The 17,522-nt window shown below is 61.9% G+C and carries 17 protein-coding genes; 13 read left to right on the top strand and 4 right to left on the bottom strand.

All coding sequences use genetic code 11. The features are described from left to right. Window positions 1–20 precede the first annotated feature (20 nt). A complete protein-coding gene (locus FQ775_RS21305) occupies window positions 21–590 on the bottom strand; it encodes a helix-turn-helix domain-containing protein (RefSeq protein ID WP_349291489.1) in 570 nt (189 codons plus the stop codon). Window positions 591–859: 269 nt separating this feature from the next. Here FQ775_RS21305 and FQ775_RS21310 point away from each other — a divergent pair, with 269 nt between their 5' ends. Both FQ775_RS21310 and FQ775_RS24060 read left to right on the top strand, forming a co-directional pair. Next, a complete protein-coding gene (locus tag FQ775_RS21310) occupies window positions 860–1,114 on the top strand; it encodes a hypothetical protein (protein WP_167813099.1) in 255 nt (84 codons plus the stop codon). 183 nt (window positions 1,115–1,297) lie between these two features. After that, a complete protein-coding gene (locus tag FQ775_RS24060) occupies window positions 1,298–1,399 on the top strand; it encodes a YgjP-like metallopeptidase domain-containing protein (protein WP_246730208.1) in 102 nt (33 codons plus the stop codon). A gap of 594 nt (window positions 1,400–1,993) precedes the next feature. Here FQ775_RS24060 and FQ775_RS21320 read toward each other — a convergent pair. Beyond that, window positions 1,994–2,698 (bottom strand): GntR family transcriptional regulator, encoded by a 705-nt coding sequence (locus FQ775_RS21320; protein ID WP_146299952.1) that lies wholly within the window; start codon window positions 2,696–2,698, stop codon window positions 1,994–1,996. 213 nt (window positions 2,699–2,911) lie between these two features. Between FQ775_RS21320 and FQ775_RS21325 the strand changes: the two genes are divergently transcribed. The 11 genes from FQ775_RS21325 to kce are packed head-to-tail and all read left to right on the top strand — an operon-like array spanning window position 2,912 to window position 15,429. Beyond that, entirely contained in the window at window positions 2,912–3,682 is a 771-nt protein-coding gene (locus FQ775_RS21325) for an SDR family oxidoreductase (RefSeq protein ID WP_167813100.1), read from the top strand. 46 nt (window positions 3,683–3,728) lie between these two features. Beyond that, a complete protein-coding gene (locus FQ775_RS21330; RefSeq protein WP_206064793.1) occupies window positions 3,729–5,036 on the top strand; it encodes an aspartate aminotransferase family protein in 1,308 nt (435 codons plus the stop codon). A gap of 31 nt (window positions 5,037–5,067) precedes the next feature. After that, a complete protein-coding gene (locus FQ775_RS21335) occupies window positions 5,068–7,137 on the top strand; it encodes a hydantoinase/oxoprolinase family protein (RefSeq protein WP_146299954.1) in 2,070 nt (689 codons plus the stop codon). A 10-nt stretch (window positions 7,138–7,147) separates the two neighbouring features. After that, on the top strand, window positions 7,148–8,893 hold the full coding sequence (locus FQ775_RS21340; RefSeq protein ID WP_146299955.1) for a hydantoinase B/oxoprolinase family protein: 1,746 nt from the start codon (window positions 7,148–7,150) through the stop codon (window positions 8,891–8,893). 34 nt (window positions 8,894–8,927) lie between these two features. Next, window positions 8,928–10,103 (top strand): ABC transporter substrate-binding protein, encoded by a 1,176-nt coding sequence (locus tag FQ775_RS21345; protein WP_146299956.1) that lies wholly within the window; start codon window positions 8,928–8,930, stop codon window positions 10,101–10,103. 36 nt (window positions 10,104–10,139) lie between these two features. After that, entirely contained in the window at window positions 10,140–10,859 is a 720-nt protein-coding gene (locus FQ775_RS21350; RefSeq protein ID WP_146299957.1) for an ABC transporter ATP-binding protein, read from the top strand. Next, a complete protein-coding gene (locus FQ775_RS21355; RefSeq protein WP_146299958.1) occupies window positions 10,846–11,571 on the top strand; it encodes an ABC transporter ATP-binding protein in 726 nt (241 codons plus the stop codon). The genes FQ775_RS21350 and FQ775_RS21355 overlap by 14 nt, the downstream gene beginning before the upstream one ends. After that, a complete protein-coding gene (locus FQ775_RS21360) occupies window positions 11,571–12,455 on the top strand; it encodes a branched-chain amino acid ABC transporter permease (protein WP_146299959.1) in 885 nt (294 codons plus the stop codon). The genes FQ775_RS21355 and FQ775_RS21360 overlap by 1 nt, the downstream gene beginning before the upstream one ends. Next, the gene (locus tag FQ775_RS21365) at window positions 12,455–13,504 is read left to right on the top strand and encodes a branched-chain amino acid ABC transporter permease (RefSeq protein ID WP_146299960.1); all 1,050 of its coding nucleotides are present in this window, start codon (window positions 12,455–12,457) and stop codon (window positions 13,502–13,504) included. Before FQ775_RS21360 ends, FQ775_RS21365 begins: the two co-directional genes overlap by 1 nt. Before the next feature lie 50 nt (window positions 13,505–13,554). Next, window positions 13,555–14,475: a 3-hydroxyacyl-CoA dehydrogenase gene (locus tag FQ775_RS21370; RefSeq protein ID WP_146299961.1), complete on the top strand. Its 921-nt coding sequence runs from the start codon at window positions 13,555–13,557 to the stop codon at window positions 14,473–14,475. Window positions 14,476–14,499: 24 nt separating this feature from the next. Then, window positions 14,500–15,429, top strand: a complete 930-nt coding sequence (gene kce / locus FQ775_RS21375; RefSeq protein ID WP_146299962.1) for a 3,5-dioxohexanoate:acetyl-CoA acetone transferase — start codon at window positions 14,500–14,502, stop codon at window positions 15,427–15,429. Window positions 15,430–15,851: 422 nt separating this feature from the next. On the opposite strand, the gene FQ775_RS21380 is transcribed toward kce, so the two are convergent. Beyond that, entirely contained in the window at window positions 15,852–16,784 is a 933-nt protein-coding gene (locus FQ775_RS21380; protein WP_146299963.1) for a hydroxymethylglutaryl-CoA lyase, read from the bottom strand. A 12-nt stretch (window positions 16,785–16,796) separates the two neighbouring features. After that, the gene (locus FQ775_RS21385) at window positions 16,797–17,522 is read right to left on the bottom strand and encodes an ABC transporter ATP-binding protein (RefSeq protein WP_146299964.1); all 726 of its coding nucleotides are present in this window, start codon (window positions 17,520–17,522) and stop codon (window positions 16,797–16,799) included.

The following is a 17,522-nucleotide window of genomic DNA, read 5'->3' on the forward strand; positions in this document are numbered from 1 at the left end:
GAGCCATCCACAGCCTTGGCTCACTGGTTCAACCCGAGAGCCTCGACCGCAAGTATTCGCGCGCGGCCACCCTGGGCCTTTAGGTCTTTGAGAACGCCCGATCGGGCATGAAGACTGTCGCCGTGGCGCAGCACCATGCGCTCCTCGTCGAGCAAAACTTGCGCCTGGCCGCTCAGCACATGGGCAAAGATCGGTCCCTCCGGCAGGACCACCGATCTGGAAGCGTCGATATCAAGCATCGTTGCGCTGAGTCGCGGCTCAGCAAGCGTGTGCGTGAGACCGGTGACGCCAGGAGAGATATCGGCTGCCGGCGTCAGGTCCACTGTGGCCTGACCCGCCTGTGCGTTGCGGATCAACTCGTCGAGCGAAAGCGAGAGCGCATCGACGATCGCAACCATGGTTGCAAGGCTGGGGTTCGTACGGCCAGCTTCGAGTTCACGCACGGCGCGCGTGGAAAGAGCCGACTTTTCTGCCAACTGAGACTGGCTCATCCCCCCCTGCTCCCGAGCACGGCGGATGCTATGCCCAAGCTGACGCAGTTCCTTCTGGCCGAATAGGCTCACCGGACATCCCCTCCCAAGGACTTTCACTTAGTTCCTTAGTAAGAAACGATTTGAAATGCCTGTCAAGCACCTGCTGCTGAGAAATTGCCCTCGTTGGACGGGTCGACGCCGCAGGCACATTGCCGAAACGGTCGCTGCGCGCAGGTCCAGAATTACCCCACCGGTGCCAAAAAAAACTTTCCTGCTTGCATGCCAATTCCGGCTAGTACAGCGGAGGCATTCGAAGCTGCTCTCTAACAGAACCGTCAATGATTTGTTCGCTTGCTCGGTTCGCGAGCGAGGAAACCCACATCCCAGTGCGCGGCGCCCAATTGATCACCGGCGGCAAACATCGCCTGCAGGATCCGAACGCCGCGATCCGACATCCGCTGCGGAAGATCGACATCAAGGGGCACCAGTTCGTGGCGGAACTCGACCGTGTCCTTGTGAGCGGCTCGACCGAAGCCTTCAACCCCGGCCGTGGTGACGCGGTCGACATGGCCGCGGAACCGTCCGCCCACGACGGAGAAGCCAAACTGGCCGCCATCTGGGCGGTTGCCCTCGCGGTATAGAGGTCGAGGCCCGCGCCGCACAGTCAGGCGACTACCAGATTGTCGAGCGCATGGCCGATGGCGAAAATGCGCAGCGACTGACCGCGGAAGTCCTGGCCCTTGTCCCTCGGCGGCGCCGTAAACCCAGTTGCAAGGCCCGCTCGCAGGCATCGCCGAGGCGCGAGCCGCGAGATAATCTGCCACGTGGCTGAGCCCCATCACGGGGCAGCCTTCCACGAGCTCCTCGAGAAGGTGATGCCCGATTGGGAGCGTCAGAAGCAGCGGTTGGAACGAGCCTTGGCCTGACTTCCGAGCCCGGTCGCGGCAGGTGCAGACGCGACTCCAAACCAAACAGTTTCTTTAGCGGGATTTTCCCTCATCAAAACAACGGCGTACAGGAAATTTACCAAATCAGCGTAGTCATCAGGTCCGGAGAATATCGGCCCCGAGAGAACGCTTCCGGGCCTCTTGGTGCCGGGGCCGGTGCTCAGCTCCACCCGCATAACCCTCGAAAACAACGAGAAAATCCGGCCGCAGCCGGATCGGGAGAACGCTTTCGCAAAGGTCAGGTGGCGGAGGGAACGCGCTTGGCGTCTAACCTTCTCTACCTGCTTCGTGCGCGAATTCTCTCCGGTCTCCTCAGGTCGTCGGACTGAGACCGATGCCCATGAACCGGGGACGATAGCCTATTCTCAAGCCCTGGAATCGGATCGCTGCCACCGCTTCTCGAACTAGCCTGACGTTGTTTAGCAATTACTGCTTGGAATCGAGCCTTCAGTGTACGCCGAGGCCTCGGTCTTGTCAGACATCCCACCTTGCGGTGCCGCCCCTTTCCTAAAATGAGGAGCTGATTGCTCGGCACTTCTGAGTATATGCCGCTTGTTGTACTCAGGGTTCCTATCATTTAGGCAGACGAGGTACCACGAGATTGGCAGCAGCACCTAGGTCCTCCGCTATCGCTGATTCCACTGCGTCAGGATCGCGGTTTTTGAGGGCGGTGATGATTTCGTCGTGTCGCTCCATCGTATCTGCACTGTTGATCTTGTAGGGATGATGATGAAGGGCAGGGCCCATGCGGACCCAGAGGTTCTCGATGAGAGCCAGGAGTGTCGGCCTGTCCGCCATGCGATAGATAGTGAAGTGGAAGCGGTAGTTCTCTGCGAGCGCTTCCTTGGCGGAATCGAGGCGTGACATTCGTACGTTGATCCGCTCGAGCTTGCCGATCGTATCGATGTTCATGCTGCTGAGCGCGACGCGCCCGGCTAGTCCTTCTAGGCGCTGGCGGATCTCGATAATCTCACGATATTCCTGTTGCGAGACGTGACGAAGTAAGAAGCCGCTCTGCGGACGTCCCTCCAGCACGCCATCCGCTTCAAGACGTTTTAATGCGTCGCGCACCGGTTGAGCACTGACCTTGAGCACTTGCGCGAGTGAACGGCTGGTTAGCGATGTGCCGGGGGCAACGCGGCCGCTCATCATGGCCTGGCGGATGCTGCGATAGACCTGTCTCTCGACTGTTTCGGCAAGCTCGACGTTGATCGCGTCAAGTTCAGGCGCCTGTGACTGCTGCCGACCGGGACCGGGCCGCCTGTTGACTTCCGACATCGCACCTCCACCGACCTGCTTGGCCGGCTATACAGCGATACGATGCATTGTCGATACCAAGCAATCGCACGCTGAGCCTCCTCTTCAGGAAGCATGATGCCTATCACCCCCCGACAGATCGACAACTATCTTTCTGCGATAGCAATTTGACATCAAGCTGCTTTTCTGTTTTTGCTATATCAGATTGATACGGGACGGGAAAGCGTCGAACAAGTGGCTGAATCGCTGCTCCAGGACCAGATTGCGGTGGTAACGGCCGCCGGCGGCGGTGCGGGTTCGGTCATCGCCGACACGCTCGCCCGGGCAGGCGCGCAGGTTTTCGCATGCGATGTGGATGCGAAAGGTCTGACCGCTCTGACGTCGCGCAATCCCACAATCCACGCCATCCACGCCGACGCAGGAGATGAAAGCGCTATAGAGCATATTGTTCGCGGCGCAGGCGGTCGCGTGGATCTCCTCGTCAACAATGTCGGCATTGCCGGGCCGACCGCAAATGCCGAGGACATCACGCTCCAGGACTGGAACGAATCGATCCGAGTCAACCTGACGAGCCACTTCCTTTTCGCCCGCGCCGTAATACCCGGCATGAAGCTGCGACGTAGCGGCCTCATCCTCAACATTTCCTCCGGAAGTGCCCGGGTCGGTCTTCCCATGAGGCTGCCATACGTGGTGACCAAGGGCGCGGTATTGAGCATGACGAAGAACCTCGCGCGTGAACTGGGACCGCACGGTATCAGGGTCAATGCCATCCTTCCTGGAGCCATTCGTGGTGACCGCATCAATCGCGTGATCGACGCCAAGGCGTCCGCACTCGGGATCGACCGTATCGACTACGAAAAGCAGCTTCTTCGCTACGTCTCGCTACGCACGATGGTGGAACCGGACGATATCGCCGCGATGATCGTCTTCCTTGCTTCGGCCGCCGGCGTCCGCATCTCGGGGCAGATGATCGGCGTCGACGGGAACGTCGAGTGGGAAGAATGAAGATGGATCACGCCCGGTGGATGGTCGCGAGTAGGGGGTTGGCGCAATGACGATGCAGGGTCACAACGCTTTGCCAGCCGTGCTCGCCAGCGCAGCCAATGCCTATAGCGCGGCCAATCCGGAGAGCCAAGCTCTTCACGAACGCGCTCGGCAAGTGATGCCCGGCGGCAACACGCGCACGGTACTTTATTACGACCCGTTCCCGCTGGTGATGGTCTCAGGCTCCGGCTGTCGCCTGGAGGATGCGGATGGCCATACCTATGTCGATTTCCTCGGCGAGTTCACCGCGGGTCTCTACGGCCATTCCGATCCATTGATCGCGGAGGCCATCGGCAAGGCGGTCGCCAACGGCATAAACCTCGGAAGCCATGGGCGGCAGGAAGCAGCGTTCGCGGAGGCGATCAAGGAGCGGTACCCGTCGATGGAGCTGCTGCGCTTCACGAATTCTGGCACCGAGGCGAACATGCTTGCGCTCGCGCTCGCCAAACACGCAACCGGGCGCGGCAAGGTGATGGTGTTCGAAGGAGCCTATCATGGTGGCACGTTGACGTTTCCCGCCTCCGAGGTTCCTGTCAACTTGCCGCACGACTACGTGTTCTCCCGTTTCAACGAGATCGAAGCGACCCGGGAGGCTATTCGCGATACGGGTACCGACCTCGCTTGCGTGATCGTCGAACCAATGATGGGCGCCGGCGGCTGCATTCCAGGCGATCCCGCCTTTCTGCGGATGTTAAGCGAGGAGACCAAGGCCGCAGGTGCACTCCTCGTCTTTGACGAAGTGATGACGTCCAGGTTGAGCCCAGGCGGATTGCAGTCGGAATTGGAGATAAGACCGGATCTCACCACTCTCGGCAAGTACATAGGCGGGGGCATGTCTTTCGGTGCCTTTGGTGGCCGAGCCGACGTAATGTCCCATTTCGACCCTTCGAAGGCCGGCTCCCTGCCGCATGCCGGCACGTTCAACAACAACGCCCTCACCATGGCCGCAGGCCTCGCCGGACTTACGGGGCGCTTTACGCCCGCCGCCGCCCGCGAGCTCAATGAGCGCGGCGATTTGCTGCGGCGGCGGATCAACGCCGTGATGTCCGAGGCCGGGGCCGGCATAGTCGTCTCGGGGATAGGCTCGCTCATGAACATCCACCCGGTGGAAACCGAGCCGAGGCAGCCGGCCGACCTTGCTGCGGCCGACCAGCGAATGCGCGATCTCTTCTTCTTCGATCTGCTTGAAGACGGGTTCTACATCGCCCGCCGAGGGCTGATGGCGTTAAGCCTGCCGATAGGGGACGCGGAATGCGACGCGCTGGTCGAGGCGGTGTCCCGGCGCGCTCCGCGTTGGGCGGCGCTTGGCGGGTAAGACTGACGAGGCATCGGGCAACGGGGGCGACATGCGATTTGCGGTTGATACGGGAGGCACGTTCACGGACCTCGTCGTCGAGGACGACAGCGGCATCTGCCGACTCTACAAGGCAGCTACGACGCCACACGATCCAGTCGCCGGGATGCTCGATGCGCTTACCGTGGCAGCGGACGCCGCTGGCCGGTCACTCCCAGACTTCCTTGCCGGCGGTAGCACACTGCTGCACGGCACGACACATGCCATCAATGCCATTATCACGGGCAGGACGGCCCGCACCGCCCTGCTCACGACGTTGGGACATGGCGACATTCTGGTTCTGCGGGAAGGCGGTCGCGCAGAAACGTTCAATTTCACGCATGAGTTCCCCGAACCTTATATTCCCCGCAGTCTGACCTTTGAGGTTCCCGAGCGGGTGATGGCCGATGGTTCTGTCCGTCATGGACTGGACGAACAGGCAGTGCTGTCGCAGATCGAACAGCTGAAAGAAAAGTCGGTGGAGGCGGTCGCCGTATGCCTCCTATGGTCGATCGTCAATCCCGCGCACGAACTTAGGATCGGCGAGCTTCTCGAAAAACACCTTCCCGGCATCCCCTTTACGCTGTCACACAGGCTCAACCCGGCCATCCGCGAGTTTCGGCGGGCATCGTCCGCTGCGGTTGATGCATCGCTCAAGCCGATGATCGCACGCTATATGAGTGATCTGGAGCGGCGGCTGCGCGACGCCGGCTTCCGCGGCCGAGTGCTCATCGTCACTTCTCAGGCAGGCGTCATCGATGCCGCGGACGCTGCGCAGGCGCCGATCCATATCGTGAACTCTGGCCCGTCGATGGCACCTATCGCCGGTCGCTACTATGCAGCGATCGACAGTTCGGCCGCGGACACGATCATAGCGGATACCGGCGGCACAACTTACGATGTGTCGATCGTGCGCAAGGGTAACATCCCGACCACACGCGAGACATGGATCGGACCGCGATATCGCGGGATCATGCTCGGATTCCCTTGGGTGGACGTCAAAAGCGTGGGAGCAGGCGGCGGATCGATCGCCTCGATTGACGGCGGCGGCCTGCTGCGGGTCGGCCCCGCGAGCGCCGGTGCGGTCCCAGGTCCCGCATCCTACGGCCGCGGCGGCACACATGCCACGGTGACCGATGCCGCCGTTGCTCTCGGTCACATTGATCCAGCATATTTCCTTGGCGGCGCGATGACGCTCGACGCGGAGGCGGCGCGCCAGGCTGTCGAGCGGGACGTTGCAAGGCCCGGGCAACTCCCGGTCGCCGAGGCAGCTGATGCGGTCCTGACCATCGCGACCGAGAACATGGTGCAGGCCATTCTGGACATCACCGTCAAGCAGGGCATCGACCCGCGCGAGGCAGTACTCATCGGCGGCGGCGGCGCGGCCGGCCTTAACTCCGTCCGGATCGCACGGCGCCTCGGCTGCCGGACGCTGATAATCCCGGAAACCGGTCCAGCGCTTTCTGCCGCCGGTGCGCTGATGTCGGAACTGAAGGCGGAGTACCATGCCGCGCAGGTTGCTCATTCCGACAGTTTCGACCACGAGGCGGTGAACGCCACGCTGGCCGCGCTGGCGCGAAGGGCGAAGGCATTTGCCGCCGGACCGGGGGCCGGCGCAATGGAGACCACGATTTCGTTCAAGGCCGACGCGCGTTACGCGACCGAAGTCTGGGAGATCGAGGTACCACTGCGCGACGGCGCGATCGCCGACGCCGACGCGCTGTTGGAGTTCGTCGAGGATTTCCACCGTACGCACGAAATGCTTTTCTCGTTCCGTGACGAAGGGTCCCTCATCGAGGTGGTCGGCTGGACGGCGTCGGTGACGTGCCGGCTATCCGAAAGGAAGGACCTGCGTCTCGCTTCGCCCGCCGGCATCAAGGAAAAGTGGGTCCGCAACGCCTGGTTTGCGGGCGTCGGGTGGGCGGAGACCACCGTTTATCGCTTCGAGACATTGAAGGCGGGGGAACGGATCAACGGTCCGGCCATCGTGGAGAACGACTACACCACGGTCATCGTAGACCCGGGCGCGAGCGCCGAGAGGCGACCGTCCGGCAGTCTAGTCATTGACGTCGGCCAGCAGTGAGGAAACGGCCATGGATCTCGTGACACTCGCACTGTTGAACAATCGCTTTGAAGGCGTTGCCCGCAAGATGGCGAACACGCTGCTCAGGACCGGACGTTCGGGTGTGCTCAATATCGCGCGCGACTTTTCCTGTTGCATCGTGACTGCCGACGCGCAGCTTCTGGTCGCCAACGAGGGCCTGCCCATCCACGTGCTCTCCGGACCAGACATCATGGCTAAGTTCATGAAGGAATACTGCCCCGATCTCAAAGCGGGCGACGCTTTCATCAACAATTCGCCTTACCACGGCTGCAGCCACGCGGCCGATCACACGATTCTGGTGCCGATCGTCGACGACGCGGGACGACACCGGTTCACGGTGCTGGCGAAGGCTCATCAGGCCGACATCGGCAACTCAATTCCCACTACCTATCACGGTGCGGCACGCGACGTTTACGAGGAAGGCGCGCTTATCTTCCCGTCGGTGCGGGTGCAGGAGAACTATCGGACCAACCAGGATTTTGTTCGCATGTGCCGCATGCGTATCCGCGTCCCGGATCAGTGGTGGGGAGATTTCCTGGCGGCGCTTGGGGCTGCGAGGATCGGAGAACAGGAAATTAGGGCAATGGCGGCTGAAGTCGGATGGGACGCGCTCGAGGCTTTCAGCCGGGAATGGCTCGACTATTCCGAAAAGCGCATGATCGACGCGCTGCGCGCCCTGCCCAGTGGTCGCGCGAGCCGTGTAAGCAGGCACGATCCGTTCCCCGGCACGCCGGACGACGGCATCCCGGTCACGGTACATGTCGTGGTCGACGCCGAAGCCGCGCGAATCTCCGTCGATCTCACCGAGAACATGGATTGCCTTCCTTGCGGCCTCAACCTTTCGGAGGCCTGCACGCGCACAGCCGCCATGGTTGGCATCTTCAATTCAATCGATCATTCCGTGCCGAAGAACGCCGGCAGTTTCCGACGCATCGACCTGAAGCTCAGGGAGAATTGCGTCGTCGGGGTGCCCCGCCATCCGACCTCCTGCTCGGTGGCTACCACCAACGTGGCAGACCGTGTCGCAAACCCGGTCCAATGCGCCATCGCGGAGATCGCGGAGAGCAAGGGAATGGCCGAATGCGGCGCCGTCATCCCGCCTTCGGTCGCGGTGATTTCGGGCATCCACCCACGCGACGGCAAACCTTTCATAAACCAGGTGTTCCTGGGAATGACCGGCGGCGCAGGCAGCCCCGACGCAGACGCCTGGTTGACCATTGGCCACGTCGGTAACGCGGGCATGTGTAACCTGGATTCGATCGAACTCGACGAGTTGCGCCAGCCGCTCTATGTCGCGTCACGCCGGCTGCTGCCGGACACGGAGGGCGCCGGCGAGCATGTCGGGGCGCCGTCGATTGCGGTCGAATTCGGCCCTGTCGGTTGCGACATCTCTGTCGGCTACGTCAGCGACGGGGTCGTCAACGCCGCGCTGGGCACGCGTGGCGGCGGGAGAGGCGGCCCGGCCAACCAATATCTGATCAAGGAGGACGGGAGTCGCGAACCCTTGCCGTCCTGCGCGCAAGTTGACGTGGCGGACGGTCAACTCGTCCTGTCCATTTCTGCTGGCGGCGGCGGCTACGGAGACCCGAAGTCACGGCCGGCGGAGAAGGTCGCCCGCGATGTGCGGTTGGGGCGGATCACAGCCGAACGTGCGCGCGCCGTCTATGGCGTGGCGCTGGGCATGGACGGTTCGATTGAACCTGAAGCAACCGCGCGGCTTCGCGCGGCGGCATGAGCACGACTGCAACTGGTGAAGGAGGAACCATTACATGAAAACGGGAACGCGCTTCTTTCTGACTGCACTTGTCGCGACGACGCCGCTTACCGCCGCCGCCCAGGAAGACGTGACGGTCGGCTTCGCGATTGCACTGTCCGGCTTTGTCGCGCCTTATGACGACGGGCCTTACAAGGCCGCCAAGCTCGCAATTGAAGATATCAATGCGAAGGGCGGGCTCCTCGGGCGCAAGATTATAGAGGTATCAGCCGATACCGCGTCCGATCCTGCACAGGGCGCAACGGCGGCCACGGACGTCTTATCCAAGAATGCCGAACTCGTAATGGTCACCTGCGACTTCGATTTCGGTGCACCCGCCGCCCTCGTCGCCCAGTCGCAGAACAAGATCGCCTTCTCGTCCTGCGCCGCCGACGCCAAGTTCGGCGTGCAGGGCATAGGCCCGAATGCCTATACCATGGCCACGGCCACGAACCACCAGGGCGCCATCTTGGCAGAGTTCGCCTGGAACACGCTCGGCAAGCGGAACGTCTACATCCTTAACGACCTCCAGGTCGAATACAACAAGTCGCTGTGTTCCAACTTTGAGAAGCGCTGGCGCGAACTTGCCGGCGGCGAGGGCGTTACCGGGTATGACGAATACAATGCCGGCAACGACACCGTCATCCCCGCGCAGGTCAGTCGTATGAAGGACGCTGAGGCGAAGTCGGACGTGATTATGTTCTGCGGAGCGATCAACGGCGCTTCCTACGTGCGCCAGATCCGCGCTGCTGGCATCGACCTGCCCATGATTACAGGCGAGTCGATGGACGGAACATACTGGTTGGAGGCGGTTCCGGACTTGAGCGAATTCTACAACCTCAGCTACGGGAGTATTCACGGCGACGACCCCAGTTCCCGTGTCAACGATTTTGTGGCGAAATTCACGAAGGCGTACGGAGAGCCGCCGGTAACGGGACACGCGCTCACCGGCTATGGGGTGATCGAAGCCTGGGCGCGGGCGGTTGAAAGCGCAGGCTCTTTCGAAGCGGATGCCGTTCGCGCAAAACTCGACGCTTTCGCCGGCGAGGATTTGCTGGTCGGGAAGACATTTTTCACTAGCGACCTGCACATCAACAACAGCCGGCCCATGACGATTATCAAAATCGATGGTGGGAAAGCGGCCTCGCTAGGCGTTTTCGACGCCGAAAAGACCCCCGAGATCACATTCTGAGGCGAAAGGGGTATTGACGAGAACCGGACGGCGAAGGTGATCACGCTTCGTGCCCATAATATCGGTGTACGATTCGGCGGCGTGCTGGCACTCCACGACGTCTCCCTTGAGATCAGGCCCGGCGAAATCGTCGGCCTGATCGGGGCCAACGGTGCCGGGAAGAGCACGCTCATAAACGTAATGTCGGGCTTCCAGCGGCCGACGGCCGGCGACGTTTTTCTGGGCGACCGGGCTTTGCTGAAACTTCCCCCTCACTCGGTCGCGCGGGCGGGCGTGGTTCGAACATTCCAGGGCGTGCGGCTGTTCGGGGAACTCACCATCGCCGAGAACGTGGCCGCGGTGGCCGCAGTCGTGGGGAGTCCGGCATTTGCCATAGAGGAGCTCGTCGTTGCAGTCGGGCTAACAGGTGACTTCGACAGGAAGGCCGCGACCCTGAGCTATTCTGATCAGAGGAAACTGGCGATCGCCCGCGCGCTAGCCCTGGAACCGGCTTTTCTGCTCCTCGACGAGCCTGCCGCGGGAATGTCGCCGCAGGAGGCCGAACAGCTGGGCGTCGCACTCGAGGAGCTTGTCGAGGGCAGGGGAATCGGGCTGCTGCTGGTCGAGCACAACATGGATCTCGTCATGTCTGTCTGTCAGCGGCTGGTCGCCCTGGACGTGGGCCGCGTCATCGCGAGCGGGACGCCGGCTGCGGTGCGCGCCGATCCGAGCGTCCGGGCGGCCTATCTCGGCGGGGTGCCACATGGCGCTGCTTGAGCTCGACCGAGTCTGGGTAAGCTACGGTCCGGTCCCGGCGCTGCGGGACGTGTCACTTTCGCTCGAAGAAGGGGAGACGCTCGCGGTCGTGGGGCCGAACGGCGCTGGCAAGACCACGCTTACGCTCGCCATCGCCGGTGCGCTGCCCGCAGCCGCAGGGACCGTGCGGCTCGACCAGCGGCCAATCGACGGCCTCCGGACAGAGGATGTCGCCCTGATGGGTATTGCGCTGGTGCCTGAGGGTCGCCGCATCTTCGACGGATTGACCGTCCACGAGAACCTGCTTTTGGGGATGTCGCGGAGGCTCGGAGACCGTGCGGCGCGAAGCAAGGCGTTGGCAGAGATCCACGCCATGTTTCCGATCCTCGCCGAGCGCCGCAACGGCTTGGCAACCCGGCTCTCCGGCGGCGAGCAGCAGCAGCTCGCCATCGCTCGCGCGTTGCTCTCGCGCCCCCGCCTCCTGATCCTCGACGAGCCGTCACTCGGACTTGCACCGCTTCTGGTCGATCGCGTTTATGACGTCCTTCGGGAATTGCGCGCTACTGGTCTTAGCATCCTGCTGGTCGAGCAGAATCCAGTTCGGATAGGTTTCGTGGCCGATCGCGTGATGGTGCTCTCCGGGGGTGCGGTGCGTCTGGAGGGAAGGGCCGCCGATCTGCTCGGAGACGCGCGGTTGGAAAACGCTTACCTTTCCGGCGAAGGGCACGCCTGATGAGCTGGGTCATCCAGGCCCTGATTGACGCCATGAGCATTGGCTCAATCTACGCTCTGACGGCGCTCGGCATAGGCCTTATCTTCGGCATCATGCGGCTAATCAACTTCGCCCATGCCGAGTTTATCACCGTGACAGTCTACATTCTCGTGCTGGCGATCGGGCTGGGTTTTCCCGTAGCTCTCTTTCTCGCGGCGGGCGGCGCGCTTCTGTTGGCGCTGTTGTCGGAGCGGCTGGCGTTCCGCCCCGTCCGGGGGGCCAATCCCTCGACGCTTTTGATCACCAGTTTCGCGCTCAGCTACCTGCTACAGAACACTCTGGTCCTAGTCTTCGGAGCTCGCCCGATGGGATTGAACATCCTGCCTTCGCTTTCCAGGCCGCTGCTGATCGGCGACGTGCGCGTCCCCATGATCCAGGTCGTCACGATCGGCGTGACTATCCTGCTGCTCCTTGCCACGGGCGCCTTCCTGCGCAAAACGCGAATCGGCATCGAGATGCGAGCGGCCGCCGCGGACTTCCAGATGGCGCGGCTGCTGGGCATACGCGCCAACCGGGTCATAGCGGTGGCCTTCGGGCTGAGCGGCATCTTGGCCTCATCAGCGGCGGTGCTTTACGTCGCCCAAACGGGCGTCGTCGAACCTCGCCTCGGGCTTCACCTCGCCCTTATCGGCTTTGTGGCGACCGTGGTCGGCGGCATGGGCAGCCTCCCCGGCGCGGTTCTCGGTGGCCTGGCTGTTGGCATGGTCACGGTATTCTTGCAAGTGCTGCTGCCGTCTGACCTGCGTCCCTTCCGCGAGGCGTTCGTGTACCTGGCGGTCATCTTCGTCCTCGTCTTGAGGCCGCAGGGCCTCTTCCGACCCGCGTCCGCCCGCGAGCGCGTCTGATGCGATCGCGGGCGCAGACATACCTCCTGCTCGCAGGGCTGATCCTGCTGGCGACGCTACCCGGATATCTCGGGTCCGCAGCGAGCGCGCGCTTCGCGATCGACATGATGATCAAGTTGGCGTTCGTGATCGGTCTCTCAATCTTCGTCTCGAACACCGGCATCCTTTCGTTCGGACATGCGGCCTTCGCGGGGATCGCGGCCTACGCCGCGGCCTGGTTTACGATCCCCGTGATGACCAAGAAGGTGTTTTTGCCCGACCTCCCTGCCTTCGTGCTTTCGACCGACTTGGGGTTCTGGGGTGGGATGGCGACGGGGATGCTGCTCGCTGCCTTCGTGGCTGCCATCTTTGGCGTCGCCGTGGTTCGGCTGGCGGGCATCGGCGCGAGCATCGCGACTCTGGCGTTCCTCGCTATCGTAAACACCACCATGTCGCACGCGACCGGCCTGACCAAGGGAACGGCCTCGCTGATCGGGTTGCCTCTTTTGGTCAACCTGCCAGTCGCCACGGCCGTGGTTCTTGCCTCGCTCCTGGTGGCTAGCGTCTTTGCCGGTTCGCGGGCGGGCTTGATGCTTCGGGCCTCGCGCGAAGACGAGGTGGCCGCGCTCGCCTCGGGCATCGCAGTTCGTCGGCTGCGGCTCGCCGCTTTCATCCTTTCGGCGGCCGTCGTGGGGGCAAGCGGCGTCCTGCAAGGACATGCAATCGGCATACTCTCCGTCAGCCAGTTCTATTTGGAATTAACCTTTCTCACACTGGCAATGCTCGTCATCGGCGGCCAGAACAGCCTTTCGGGCGCGGTGGTCGGTGCGATTGTCATTGCCTTCCTCGGCGAAATGCTCCGCACCGTTGCCGGCGGGTTCACCCTCGCCGGGCTGACTGTTCCGGCAATGCCGGGCCTCCGCGAGGTCGCGCTGGCGATCATTATGCTCGCCGTCCTCATGTTGCGACCGAGCGGCATCATGGGAAACCGCGAACTCAGCCTGGCAAACCTTCGCCGACGCGGAGTTCAGCCACAGGAAGACCACGTCAATACTGCGATATCAGATTGACGGCCGGCGGATTTCGAGCTTAACTGCGATAACAGAAAGGGCGCGGGATCATGCGTGCGGGCATCATCGGTACGGGTCTGATTGGTCGCGGCTGGGCAACAGCATTTGCCCGGGCGGGCTGGGACGTCAGCATATGGGACCACGTGCCTGCCGTCGCCGCCTCGGCTCTCTCCTCGATCAAGACGGCACTTGACGATATGGCGGCAGTTGGACTTGTCGCCGATCCGGCCGCTGCGGCCGCACGAGTAGTCGTCGCAGATACACTTTCGGAAGCCGTGGACGGCGCTGACTACGTCCAAGAAAACGTCCCGGAGAACGTAGATGCGAAGCGTGACGTGTTCGAGCTTCTCGATAAACAGGCGCCGCAAGGAGTGCCGGTCGCAAGCTCCTCCAGCACGATCATCGGGAGTCGGTTCCTATCCGGGATCCGCGGGCGCGACCGATGCATAGTGGCCCATCCGGCAAATCCGCCACACCTCATGCCGGTGGTGGAGGTCGCACCCTCGCCGTGGCACGCCGATGCTTTTGTAGGCGAGACCTGCCGACTGCTTGCATCAATCGGCCAGGTGCCGGTCGTGGTGCGCCAGGAGATTGAAGGGTTTGTCATGAACCGACTGCAGACGGCGGTGGTGAACGAAGCCGTCGCGCTTGTCGCAAGAGGCGTGATGGATCCCGCGGACGTGGACGCGGTGATGAAACACAGCCTTGGGCTCCGCTGGAGCCTGATGGGACCATTCGAGACCATGGACCTGAACGCCCCCGACGGATTCCTCGACTACGCCACCCGTTACGGTCACCTCTACCAAGCAATGGGGCGCGACCTGCACGTCGCGGACGCTTGGCAAAACGATACTTTGCAGACGATCGAAGACAGGAGGCGGAGGGATACCCCCCGCGCGGCGGTCGGCGAGCGGATGCGCTGGCGCGACCGGGCGCTCATGCGCCTCATGTCCCTGAAGAATGAGCTTTAATACCAGCGGCAAGGAGTCGATTTCATGACGGAAAAAGTTATCATCACCGCTGCGATAACCGGCGGCATCCACACGCCAACCATGTCGTCGCATCTACCGATCACGCCGCAGGAGATCGCCGCGTCGGCAATCGAGGCAGCAGAGGCGGGCGCCGCAATTATCCATCTGCACGCGCGCGATCCCGAGACCGGGAGACCGAGACAGGATCCGGAACTGTTTATGCAGTTCCTGCCCCGCATCAAGCAATCGACCGATGCCGTGCTGAACCTGACGACGGGCGGCGGGCTCGGCATGACGCTGGACGAACGCCTGGCGCCAGCCCACCGCGCGAAGCCTGAAGTCACTAGCCTCAATATGGGCTCCATGAACTTCTCTGTCGCCCAACTCGCGCACAAGTACACGGATTGGAAGTTCGACTGGGAAAAGTCCTACGTGGAGAACTCATGGAGTACGATCTATCCCAACAGTTTCGACATGATCGAGCGCATTATGGTGGAGGTCGGCCAAGCCTATGGCACCCGCTTCGAGTTCGAATGCTACGATCTGGGCCATCTCTACAACCTGAAGCAGTTTGTCGACCGCGGCCTGGTCGAGCCCCCATTCTTCATTCAGGGGGTATTCGGCATCGCCGGGGGGATGGGCGCCGAACTCGACAACCTAATGTTCTTCAAGCAGACGGCAGACCGGCTCTTCGGGTCGGACTACCGACTGTCTTCTTTCGGCATCGGGAAGGCCCAGATGGGATTCTTGACGATGACGGCATTGCTGGGGGGAAATGTACGGGTGGGACTTGAGGACTCTCTCTACATCGGACGCGGCCAACTCGCCCGGTCAAACGCCGAACAAGTAACCAAGATAAGGCGGATCATTGAGGAACTCGGGTTGGAAATCGCCACGCCCGCAGAGGCGCGCAAAGTCCTAGGGCTGAAAGGCGGCGATAAGGTTGGATTCTAACCACAATAGAGGAGCGTGAGGATAACAGAATAGTGACGCAGTGCCTTGTCCAAATCACTACGCACCGGCTGGAGCCGCTTTGTGAATTCCGTTTGGACGCAAATGCCCTGCCGCTGGCCGAGGCGTCGCGTATGCCTCGCGCGTGAAGTCCAACTCCGGCGCAATATGATTGAACGAGTAATCATTCGCATGGCACGCTGTGGATCACGTCGGAGTTTGCGGATTACAAGACACGACTATGGAGCAGTGTCGGCGTCGAGGCCGATCACATATCTAGAACGAGAAACGGTGATCGCGCCCGCGAGACACACAGGCAAATCTTGGTGTTTGCCGAACGGTCGGCCGGCGAAAGAAAATAGTCGCGATGATCCGGAGGCGCGTACCGTCCTGCGCGGACTTGTAACGCCGGCCTGTCGTCGAGGCTAGTCAATCCGGCGAGTGACGAGCCCTGATCTCGTGACTCGACCGTGCAATTCGCGGCCGAGCGTCTTTTCAACGCCCTCTGCCGTCTCAATCAGGCGGTCCATGTCAATTCCCGTGTCGTAGCCCATCTGCTGCAGGACTGCGACCAGATCCTCTGTCACCACATTTCCCGTATGGCCTTCCGCATACTTGATCGCAGCGGGGTGTCCGCCCAGCCCCCCAAACGAAGAATCGAGATAGTCTACGCCGGCTTCCACCGCCGCAAGCGCGTTCGCCAGTCCGGTGCCGCGCGTGTCGTGAAAATGTCCGACCCACACGATATCCGGGAAACGGTTCAGTAGCGCTCCAAACCGCTCGCGTACGAATTCAGGATCCGCCATTCCAGTCGTGTCGCCTAGGGTGATCATGTCGATGCCCATGTCGGAGAAGAAGGCGGTCCAATGTTCCACCTCTGCCAGCGGTACCTCACCGCTAAACGGACAGCCGAACGCTGTGCCGATCGTACCGACGATCCGCAGCCCACTCTCTTGCGCGGCTTCGACCATACGCTCAAATCCGCTTCGAACTTCAGCGTGGGTACGGCGGGTGTTTCTCACTTGATGCGCTTCGCTTGCCGACACGACCATGCTGATTTCGGACGGTCCGGCGCCGTCGACGACTGCCTGAATCGCGCGCTCCACGGCGCGGTCGTTCACACAGGTCGCCTTGTACGAAACGCCGGCGCGCCGGATGATGCGCTTCAGTACGTCCTCGGCGTCGGCAAATTGGGGGACATGTTTGGGATGTGAGAACGACGTCGCTTCGATGCGGCGAAAGCCAAGTTCCGTAAAGCTGTCGATCAAGGACACTTTCGCGTCCGTGGCGACAAACGCCACCTCGTGCTGCAGACCGTCCCGGGCCGCACACTCACAAATCGTAATTTGGCGTGACATGCTGCCGCAACCCTAGAGCAATTGAAGCGTTTCCTCGCCAGACCGCAATGTGCTTGCATCGTAGGTCTGGCTAATGGTTCCGAGCCTTACCACCAGCACCCTGTCGGCGATGCGAACTCCTGCATTCACATTCTGCTCAACGAGTAAAATTGTTGTGTTCCAGCTGTCGCGGAGCGTCTTTAGTTGGTCCAGCACCTGCGTCGCGAGACTGGGCGCGAGGCCGGCCGACGGCTCGTCCACGAGCAGCACGCGGGGTTCAAGCATCAGGGCAATTCCCATCGACAGCATTTTCTGTTCTCCGCCGCTCAGCAGTCTCGCAGCCGAATCGCGTCGTTCAGCCAGTCGCGGAAAGAACTCCAGTATACGTGCCATTCTCTCGTCAACGAGCGACGCCGAATCCAGCAGATAGCCACCGAGGCGGAGATTGTTTGTCACCGAGAAATTCGGAAAAAAACCGTGGTGCTGCAGTACGATGCTTAGGCCGGTCTCCACGTTGCGCCGAACGTTCGGAGTACCTATCGGCTCGCCGTCCACCGATACCTTGCCCTCGCACCACGGAAGCAGCCCGGTGATGGCACGCAGTATCGTTGATTTGCCCGCTCCGTTGTGCCCTACGAATAGTACGATCTCCCCCGGAGCTACAGCGAAATTAACGTCATGCAAAATACGATTGTTGGCGTAGCCGCCTGCGAGGTTTCTTACCCCGAGAATTGGTGCCTGTCCGCTTTGCGCGCTCAT

The sequence above is a fragment of the Nitratireductor mangrovi genome (assembly GCF_007922615.2).
GTDB lineage: Bacteria > Pseudomonadota > Alphaproteobacteria > Rhizobiales > Rhizobiaceae > Mangrovimarina > Mangrovimarina mangrovi.